The 1,213-nt window shown below is 73.5% G+C and carries 1 protein-coding gene; it reads right to left on the minus strand.

The window, feature by feature from the left end; translation table 11 throughout:
* Window positions 1–15: 15 nt before the first annotated feature.
* Window positions 16–1,086, minus strand: a complete 1,071-nt coding sequence (locus CCN56_RS21745) for an AI-2E family transporter (protein ID WP_086829219.1) — start codon at window positions 1,084–1,086, stop codon at window positions 16–18.
* Between the last annotated feature and the right edge of the window lie 127 nt (window positions 1,087–1,213).

The following is a 1,213-nucleotide window of genomic DNA, read 5'->3' on the forward strand; positions in this document are numbered from 1 at the left end:
CTTCTGTTAGGACCTCTAAGCCTCGTCGGCGGTCTGCGGAGGCGGTGCCTCGTACCTCGTGCGCAGCACCCCCAGGATCCCCGTCGCCGCCGCCGTCAGCGGTACGGCCAGCAGCATGCCGAGCACTCCCGCGACGGACGCCCCGGCGGTGAGCGCGAGCATCACCACCGCCGGGTGCATCTGCACGGTCCGGCTCTGGACGAGGGGTTGGAGGACGTGGCCCTCGACGACCTGGACGGCCAGGACGACGCCGAGCACCCACAGCGCGATGACGAAGCCCCGGTCGGCGAGGGCGACGAGGACGGCGATCGCCCCGGAGAGGAAGGCCCCGAGGTAGGGGATGTAGGCCGTCACGAAGACGAGCGCCGCAAGGCCCACCGCGCCGGGCACGTCGAGGACGACCAGGCCGATGCCGATGAGGACGGCGTCGACGAGGGCGACGAACGTCGTGCCGCGCATGAAGCCCTCGACGGCCTCGAAGGCGCGGCGCGCCATGGCCTCGACGAGGTCGGCGCCGGCGCGCGGGGCGAGGGAGCGGAGGGCGCCGGCGGCCCGGTCGGAGTCCTTGAGGAAGAAGAAGATGAGGAACAGGGCGAGGACGCCGGTGGCGAGCATCTGGCCGACGACGCTGAGGCCGCTGATGACGCCGGAGGCGGCGGTGCCGCCGAACTCCCTGAGGAGTTTCTCGGCGTTCCCGGCGATGTCGTCGAGGGAGGTGCCGGCGGCGCCGAGGTGGTCGGCGATGTCGGAGGCGGCCTGCCGGAGCGAGGCGATGATCTGGTCGCCGGTCTCGACGAGGGCGGCGACGACGATGTACGTGGCGCCGCCGACGACCACGAGGACGGCGACGACGGTGAGCGCGGCGGCGAGGCCCCTGCGCACCTTCATCCGCAGCAGACGCCGGTGGAGCGGGCCGAGGAGGGCGGCGCCGAGGATCGCGAGCAGGACGGGGGTGACGGCCGCCTTGAAGACGATGCAGAGCCAGACGAAGACGGCGGCGACCCCGGCGGCGAGGAGCAGGACGACGCACCAGGCGGCGAACCGGCGGGCGGGTTCGGGGAGGAGCGGCGCTCGGCTGGTCTGCACCTCCTCACCGGACCACGCCCGTCGGCGTGTCGTCGTCTGCTGACGGTCCGTACGGGTGACATGCCGTCAGCGGGCGGGGAGAGGCGGTACGGGTCGGGGCCGGGCGCCCCGTACCGTACCGCCGCCT

Origin of the sequence: Streptomyces sp. NRRL B-24572, assembly GCF_002156145.1 — a bacterium.
Lineage (GTDB): Bacteria > Actinomycetota > Actinomycetes > Streptomycetales > Streptomycetaceae > Streptomyces > Streptomyces vietnamensis.